Origin of the sequence: Enterobacter sp. Y17, assembly GCF_019730495.1 — a bacterium.
In the GTDB taxonomy this organism is placed as follows: Bacteria; Pseudomonadota; Gammaproteobacteria; order Enterobacterales; family Enterobacteriaceae; genus Enterobacter; species Enterobacter asburiae_B.
Genome location: NZ_JAASKP010000011.1, coordinates 21,656 through 29,207 on the forward strand (window position 1 = coordinate 21,656; position 7,552 = coordinate 29,207).

A 7,552-nucleotide genomic window follows, 5' to 3' on the forward strand; every position below is an offset into this window, starting at 1 on the left:
ACGGTTAGCGAAAATTCAATCAGTTTGCACGGATATTTTTTTTGGAAATTATAAAGCGGTGACCCATTTCACAGATTAATAATTATCATGGAATCGGCTCGATAATAAGTGATCCAGCTTACGGCAATTCGCTATCATCAGCATATGATCTCGAACATCTGGCTGATTGAGGGAATAATCGTCGGCCAGAAAATATTCAAAACCACATAAATACTGTGTGTTTAGTACAATCCATCGGCAGCTTGAAAAGAAGGTTCACATGTTAAACAACATTCGTATCGAAGAAGACTTGTTGGGTACCAGGGAAGTTCCAGCGGATGCCTACTACGGTGTCCACACTCTGAGAGCGATTGAAAACTTCTACATCAGCAACAGCAAAATCAGCGACATTCCTGAGTTTGTCCGTGGCATGGTGATGGTGAAGAAAGCCGCAGCACTGGCCAACAAAGAGCTGCAAACCATTCCTAAAAGCGCGGCAAATGCGATTATCGCAGCCTGCGATGAAGTGCTGAACAACGGCAAATGCATGGACCAGTTCCCGGTTGACGTCTATCAGGGCGGCGCGGGCACCTCCGTCAACATGAATACCAACGAAGTACTGGCAAACATTGGCCTGGAGCTGATGGGTCACCAGAAAGGTGAATACCAGTACCTGAACCCGAACGACCACGTAAACAAATGCCAGTCTACCAACGACGCCTACCCTACCGGCTTCCGTATCGCGGTGTATGCCTCTGTAGTGAAACTGGTGGACGCGATCAACCAGCTGGGTGATGGCTTCCAGCGTAAAGCGGTTGAGTTCCAGGACATCCTGAAAATGGGTCGTACCCAGCTGCAGGACGCGGTGCCGATGACGCTCGGCCAGGAATTCCACGCGTTTAACGTACTGCTGAACGAAGAGACCAAAAACCTGCTGCGCACCTCCGAGCTGCTGCTGGAAGTGAACCTGGGCGCCACCGCCATCGGTACGCGTCTGAACACCCCGGATGGCTATCAGCAGCTGGCGGTACAGAAGCTGGCTGAAGTCTCTAACCTGCCGGTTGTGCCTGCAGAAGACCTGATTGAAGCCACCTCCGACTGCGGCGCCTACGTCATGGTACACAGCGCCCTGAAACGTCTGGCGGTGAAACTGTCCAAAATCTGTAACGACCTGCGCCTGCTCTCTTCCGGTCCGCGCGCTGGCCTGAATGAAATCAACCTGCCAGAGCTGCAGGCCGGTTCATCCATCATGCCAGCCAAGGTGAACCCGGTTGTGCCAGAAGTGGTGAACCAGGTTTGCTTCAAAGTCATCGGTAACGATACAACCGTGACCATGGCCTCGGAAGCGGGTCAGCTGCAGCTGAACGTGATGGAGCCAGTGATTGGCCAGGCGATGTTTGAATCCATCCACATTCTGACCAACGCCTGCTACAACCTGCTGGAAAAATGCATTAACGGCATCACGGCGAATAAAGAAGTCTGTGAGGGTTATGTCTATAACTCCATCGGGATCGTCACCTACCTCAACCCGTTCATCGGTCACCACAACGGTGATATCGTCGGTAAGATTTGCGCCGAAACCGGTAAGAGCGTACGTGAAGTGGTGCTGGAGCGCGGGCTGTTGACCGAAGCTGAGCTGGACGATATCTTCTCGGCCCAGAACCTGATGCACCCGGCATATAAAGCGAAACGATATACCGATGAAAGCGAACAGTAACCGTTCTGGCTAGGCTTCTTAAGGCACGTCACTTGTGACGTGCCTTTTTTCTTTTTAGGCGTTACCTAAATACAACAATTCAATATCAACTTGTTAATAAGCAAGGCAGGTCCTTATGTTTGGAGCAGAACTCGTCATCGTCTTGTTGGCGATTTATTTGGGAGCAAGACTCGGGGGTATCGGCATCGGTTTTGCCGGCGGTCTCGGGGTGCTCGTTCTTACCCTTATCTTTCAGATTAAACCCGGCGCAATCCCGTTCGACGTTATCGAAATCATCATGGCAGTTATTGCCGCTATCGCCGCTATGCAGGTGGCAGGCGGTATGGACTACCTGGTAAGCCTGGCGGAGCGTATGCTGCGCCGCCATCCAAAATACATCACCTTCCTTGCCCCGCTGGTGACCTGGTTTATGACCATTCTCGCCGGTACGGGCCACACCGCCTTCTCTACGCTGCCGGTGATTACCGAAGTGGCGAAAGAGCAGGGTATCCGTCCGTCTCGTCCACTCTCTATTGCCGTCGTCGCGTCCCAGATTGCGATTACCGCCTCACCGATTTCCGCTGCGGTGGTCTTCTTCGCCGGTATTCTGGAGCCGATGGGCGTGAGCTACCTGACGCTGCTGGCGATCTGTATCCCGGTGACGCTGATTGCGGTGATGATTACTGCCGTGCTGTGTAACTTCCTCGGCGCTGAACTGAAAGACGATCCGGTTTACCAGGAACGCCTCGCCAAGGGTGAAGTGAGACTGCGCGGCAGCCAGGTCTTCGAGCTGAAGCCGCACGCAAAGCGCTCCGTGCTGCTGTTCCTAATCGGTATTGTCGCGGTGATGTTCTACGCGACCGCCATCAGCGACACCGTGGGCCTGATCCAGAACCCTGTCCTGCCGCGTAACGAAGCGATTGTAGTGTTTATGCTGACCATCGCGACGCTGATTAGCATCACCTGTAAAATCGACACCAGCGAAGTGCTGAACGCCAGCACCTTTAAATCCGGTATGAGCGCCTGCGTATGCGTACTGGGCGTGGCGTGGCTCGGTGATACCTTCGTGAAAGCGCACATCAGCGACATTCAGACCGTCGCTGGAGATCTGCTTCACAACTACCCGTGGCTGCTGGCGGTGGTGCTGTTCTTTGCCGCTACCCTGCTTTACTCCCAGGCTGCGACCACCAAAGCGCTGATGCCTGCGGCACTGATGCTGGGCGTGACGCCACTGACGGCGATTGCCTCTTTCGCAGCGGTTTCTGCCCTCTTCGTTCTACCAACTTACCCAACCCTGCTGGCGGCGGTGGAGATGGACGACACCGGCTCAACCCGTATCGGTAAGTATGTGTTTAACCACGCGTTCCTGATCCCGGGCGTGGTCGCCATTTCACTTTGCGTGATCCTCGGCTTTATCATTGGCGGCGTGGTGCTGTAAACGGTGAGTGGTTGTAAAAATAGTTAAAATCGGGCCGCACTGCGGCCCGTTTCATTAATGACCAACCGCCTTGCGTGATATAGTGAAGCCTTTCGTGATGAGGAGGTCGACTTGTGAACACGCCTGATGCTGTTGTCGTACTGTGTACCGCCCCTGATGAAGCCTCTGCCCAGGATCTCGCCGCCAAAGTGCTGGCCGAAAAACTGGCCGCCTGCGTGACGCTCCTCCCCGGTGCCACCTCCCTTTATTACTGGGAAGGCAAGCTGGAGCAAGAGTACGAAGTCCAGATGTTGCTCAAAACCAATCTGGCGAATCAGCAGGCTCTCCTGGACTGCCTCAAATCTCATCATCCTTACCAAACCCCGGAGCTGCTGGTATTGCCAGTGGTCCACGGCGATAACGACTATCTCTCATGGCTCAACGCTTCCTTACGCTGATCCTGCTGCTGTGCAGCACGTCAGCTTTTGCCGGGTTGTTTGACGCGCCCGGCCGTTCGAACTTTATTCCTGCCGACCAGGCGTTTGTTTTCGATTTTCAGCAGAACCAGCACGATCTGACGCTCACCTGGCAGGTGAAAGAGGGCTATTACCTCTATCGCAAGCAGGTGAGCATTACCCCTGCCCAGGCAAACGTGGCCGCATTACAATTACCCGCTGGCGAATGGCACGAGGACGAGTTCTACGGTAAGAGTGAAATCTACCGCCAGCGCCTGAGCGTGCCCGTTACGGTGAATCAGGCCGATAAAGGCGCGACGCTGACGGTGACCTACCAGGGATGCGCGGACGCAGGATTCTGCTATCCACCGGAAACGAAAGTCGTGCCGCTCAGCGAAGTAAAAGCGTCTGCTGCTGTAACGCCGGCCCCCTCGGTTGAGAAAGCCAACGATAGCGCTGACCTTCCGTTCTCAGCGCTGTGGGCGTTACTGATTGGTATCGGCATTGCCTTTACGCCGTGCGTGTTGCCGATGTATCCGCTCATCTCTGGCATCGTGCTGGGCGGCAAACAGCGTCTTTCTACCGCCCGCGCGCTGCTGCTGGCTTTTATATACGTGCAGGGAATGGCGCTAACCTACACGGCGCTCGGCCTCGTGGTTGCCGCTGCCGGGTTACAGTTCCAGGCAGCACTCCAGCACCCTTATGTTCTCATTGGCCTGTCAGCGGTGTTTATCCTGTTGGCGCTGTCAATGTTTGGCCTGTTCACGCTACAGCTGCCCTCTTCGCTGCAAACGCGCTTAACGCTGATGAGCAACCGTCAGCAGGGCGGCTCCGCAGGCGGCGTGTTCGCGATGGGTGCCATTGCCGGGCTGATTTGCTCTCCCTGCACTACCGCACCGCTGAGCGCTATCCTGCTGTACATCGCACAGAGCGGCAATATGTGGCTCGGCGGCGGAACGTTGTACCTGTATGCCCTGGGCATGGGCCTGCCGCTGATTCTGGTCACGGTTTTCGGCAATCGACTTCTGCCGAAGAGCGGCCCGTGGATGGAGACGGTGAAAACCGCATTTGGTTTTGTCATCCTCGCGCTGCCGGTGTTCCTTCTTGAGCGTATCATCGGCGACGCATGGGGTCTGCGCCTGTGGGCGATACTCGGCGTAGCATTCTTTGCCTGGGCGTTTATCGTCAGCCTGGGGGCGAAGAAGCCATGGATGCGCCTGGTGCAAATCCTGCTGCTGGCTGCCGCACTGGTGAGCGTACGCCCTCTGCAGGACTGGGCGTTCGGCACACCGGTGAGTCAGACCCAGGCGCATCTGAACTTTACCCAGATTAAAAACGTGGATGAACTTAACAGCGCTCTGGCAGAGGCGAAAGGCAAACCGGTGATGCTCGATCTCTATGCCGACTGGTGTGTCGCCTGCAAAGAGTTTGAAAAATATACTTTTAGCGATCCACAGGTGCAAAACGCCCTGAAAGAGACCGTTTTGCTCCAGGCTAACGTGACCGCCAATAATGCGCAGGATAAGGCTCTGCTGAAGCAGCTTAACGTACTCGGGCTGCCAACCATTCTGTTCTTCAATCAACAGGGCCATGAGCAGCCAGAACAGCGTGTAACCGGGTTTATGGATGCTGCGGCATTTAGCGCGCATTTGCGCAATCGCCAACCGTAAACAACACTTTAAGCGGGACAAACCGTTGGGAATAGCGGAGGAGATAACCATGCAACGTGAAGACGTACTGGGACAAGCCCTGCAACTACTTGAGATTCAAGGGATCGCCAGCACCACGCTTGAGATGGTAGCCGACCGTATCGATTATCCCCTGGACGAACTTAAGCGCTTCTGGCCGGATAAAGAGGCGCTACTCTATGATGCCTTGCGCTATCTCAGCCAGCAGGTTGATGTCTGGCGCAGACAACTGATGCTGAATGAAGAACTGACCGCGGAGCAAAAGCTGCTGGCGCGCTATACTGCCCTGACGGAATGCGTCAGCAACAACCGCTACCCGGGTTGTCTGTTCATCGCCGCCTGCACTTATTTTCCTGACCCTGGCCATCCTATTCACCAGTTGGCGGATCAGCAAAAACGGGCGGCGCATGACTTTACCCACGAACTGCTGACCACGCTGGAAGTCGATGACCCTGCGATGGTGGCTAAACAGATGGAGCTGGTGCTGGAAGGTTGCCTCAGCCGCATGCTGGTGAACCGTAGCCAGGCCGATGTGGATACGGCACACCGCCTGGCGGAAGATATTCTACGCTTTGCCCAATGCAGAATGGGTGGAGCACTGACCTAAGCCAGCATGCCCGCCCAGGCGGAGACGAGCAGACACAGCGCCATCAGGCGCTGAAACCGCACCATCGCCACGGTGGTGCGAAAAATTCGGTTCACCGCTTTACCCAACCACGCCCAGCACATCAAACAGGCTATCGAGATCAGCAGAAACCATAGCGCCATTAGCGCAATATCCCGCAATGCATGGTCGCCAGCTGGGGCAAACAGGCTGACGACTGCCAGCGCCATCATCCAGGTTTTGGGGTTCACGACCTGCAGCAGCGCCGCCGCCCGAGCGGTGAATCGGATACGGTTCTCAGCGGAGAGACGGGCAGCCGGGGCGCGAAACAGCTGCCAGCTCATCCAGCTTAGCCACAGCACGCCTGCCCAGCTCATTATCTGACGTATCAGAGGATACTGCCGCAGCACTTCCCCCGCGCCCGCGCCTGATACCAGCACAATCGCACTGGCCGCGATACATCCGCCCAGAATAGCAGGTACGGTATTTTTTACGCCAAAGTGCTGGCTGTTCGTCAGCACGAGAATATTGGTCGGCCCCGGCGTAATGGAGGCGACAAATGCGAACAACAGAAAGGGTATCAAACTCACAGGTGGCTCCTTTTTATTAGAGCCATGAATGTGCCGTTATTTTTTGGAAACGTCTGGAAGGTTTGTGCACAACCGTCGGTAGTGTGCAGGAGAGATGCGGTAAGCACGCTGAAACCAACGTCCCAGATGGCTTTGATCGGCAAATCCCACTGCGGCAGCCACATCAACGGGCTGGTCGCCACGCGCCAGCAGCTGTCGGGCCTTTGCCAGACGAAGCTGAATAAGCCATGCGTGTGGCGCCAGGTTGAACTCGCGCTTAAAACAGCGCGTCAGGGTAAAGCGATCCGTGCCCGTCTCGCGCGCAAGGTCTGACAGCCCTACGTTCTCGCCGATATGAGCAAAGAGATAGTCGCGCGCACGGTGCGCCACGGCAGCGCTTTGTAACTGCGACGGCAGTTTTTTACGCCAGTGGCAATGGGCGGTGATCCGGGAGAGCAGATTATCCATAGTGCTCTGCTGAACGATTTTCATCTCGTCATTATGCAGGGTGGAGAATGTCTCACCGATAGCGCGCACCAGCTGCGGCTCCCGCGTTAGCGTTCGGGCAAAGTGGAGTGAATAACTCCCGGGAGTAGATTCGTAAAGCCCTTGTAGCGCACGGGTAAGCCAGCGCTCATCCAGATAGAAGGTCAAATAGGTAAAGCCGCCCTCTACAGGCGCGTCACCGTCGTGGATCTCGCCAGGTTCGAGCAGAAATGCGTCGCCCGGCTGGCTACGATGACGCTCACGGCGGCAGTGAAACTGCTGCGTGCCGGAGAGGGTTATCCCTACCAGATAGCTATCGTGCCAGTGCGGATCAAAGGCATGCCCTTCGAAATGCGCTTTAATCGTCTCAATACCCGTATCTGCATGCTGACGCAGTTCAAGCCAGTCATTCGCCATACTGTCCTCCTCTTGCTATCAGCATTGCCGTATTACGCTGGTTGTGTCTGGAAGATTTGTGCATTTTCACGGCGAAAGCGGACAGATTGCCGCAAACTTAAGCAGTTGAACAGCTTTTCCCGAAATAATGTTGACGATCGAGCGTGATTGCGGTTTAATGCGCTCCGTTGCCCGGATAGCTCAGTCGGTAGAGCAGGGGATTGAAAATCCCCGTGTCCTTGGTTCGATTCCGAGTCCGGGC

Annotated in this window: 7 protein-coding genes and 1 tRNA gene; 6 read left to right on the forward strand and 2 right to left on the reverse strand. The window is 55.4% G+C overall.

The genetic code is table 11. The annotated features are described in order from the left end of the window. The first annotated feature begins 259 nt into the window (after nt 1–259). The 5 genes from aspA to HCH49_RS22070 all read left to right on the forward strand — a co-directional run bounded on the left by aspA (nt 260) and on the right by HCH49_RS22070 (nt 5,842). Nucleotides 260–1,696 carry an aspartate ammonia-lyase gene (gene aspA, locus HCH49_RS22050; protein WP_003855923.1) on the forward strand — a complete coding sequence of 479 codons (1,437 nt, stop codon included), beginning with the start codon at nt 260–262 and terminating at the stop codon, nt 1,694–1,696. 115 nt (nt 1,697–1,811) lie between these two features. Further along, nucleotides 1,812–3,113: an anaerobic C4-dicarboxylate transporter gene (locus HCH49_RS22055; RefSeq protein ID WP_023334226.1), complete on the forward strand. Its 1,302-nt coding sequence runs from the start codon at nt 1,812–1,814 to the stop codon at nt 3,111–3,113. Nucleotides 3,114–3,226: 113 nt separating this feature from the next. Beyond that, nucleotides 3,227–3,550, forward strand: coding sequence for a divalent cation tolerance protein CutA (cutA, locus tag HCH49_RS22060; protein WP_014168278.1), 324 nt, complete (start codon nt 3,227–3,229; stop codon nt 3,548–3,550). Next, the gene (locus HCH49_RS22065; RefSeq protein WP_221703343.1) at nt 3,526–5,217 is read left to right on the forward strand and encodes a protein-disulfide reductase DsbD; all 1,692 of its coding nucleotides are present in this window, start codon (nt 3,526–3,528) and stop codon (nt 5,215–5,217) included. The genes cutA and HCH49_RS22065 overlap by 25 nt, the downstream gene beginning before the upstream one ends. A gap of 49 nt (nt 5,218–5,266) precedes the next feature. Continuing rightward, complete coding sequence (locus HCH49_RS22070; protein WP_032641387.1) at nt 5,267–5,842, forward strand: transcriptional regulator; 576 nt, start codon at nt 5,267–5,269, stop codon at nt 5,840–5,842. Here the strand turns inward: HCH49_RS22070 and HCH49_RS22075 are convergent. Both HCH49_RS22075 and HCH49_RS22080 read right to left on the reverse strand, forming a co-directional pair. After that, entirely contained in the window at nt 5,839–6,429 is a 591-nt protein-coding gene (locus tag HCH49_RS22075; RefSeq protein WP_221703344.1) for a LysE family translocator, read from the reverse strand. The two genes, HCH49_RS22070 and HCH49_RS22075, sit on opposite strands and share 4 nt — an antisense overlap. A 36-nt stretch (nt 6,430–6,465) precedes the next feature. Then, nucleotides 6,466–7,311 (reverse strand): AraC family transcriptional regulator, encoded by an 846-nt coding sequence (locus HCH49_RS22080; RefSeq protein ID WP_087823476.1) that lies wholly within the window; start codon nt 7,309–7,311, stop codon nt 6,466–6,468. Nucleotides 7,312–7,480: 169 nt separating this feature from the next. Between HCH49_RS22080 and HCH49_RS22085 the strand changes: the two genes are divergently transcribed. Then, nucleotides 7,481–7,552: transfer RNA gene (locus HCH49_RS22085), tRNA-Phe, on the forward strand.

Bases quoted from the DNA above. Each gene is read 5' to 3' on its own strand.
- aspA (WP_003855923.1), top strand. From the start codon at position 260: ATGTTAAACAACATTCGTATCGAAGAAGACTTGTTGGGTACCAGGGAA.
- HCH49_RS22055 (WP_023334226.1), top strand. From the start codon at position 1,812: ATGTTTGGAGCAGAACTCGTCATCGTCTTGTTGGCGATTTATTTGGGA.
- HCH49_RS22065 (WP_221703343.1), top strand. From the start codon at position 3,526: ATGGCTCAACGCTTCCTTACGCTGATCCTGCTGCTGTGCAGCACGTCA.
- HCH49_RS22070 (WP_032641387.1), top strand. From the start codon at position 5,267: ATGCAACGTGAAGACGTACTGGGACAAGCCCTGCAACTACTTGAGATT.
- HCH49_RS22080 (WP_087823476.1), bottom strand. From the start codon at position 7,311: ATGGCGAATGACTGGCTTGAACTGCGTCAGCATGCAGATACGGGTATT.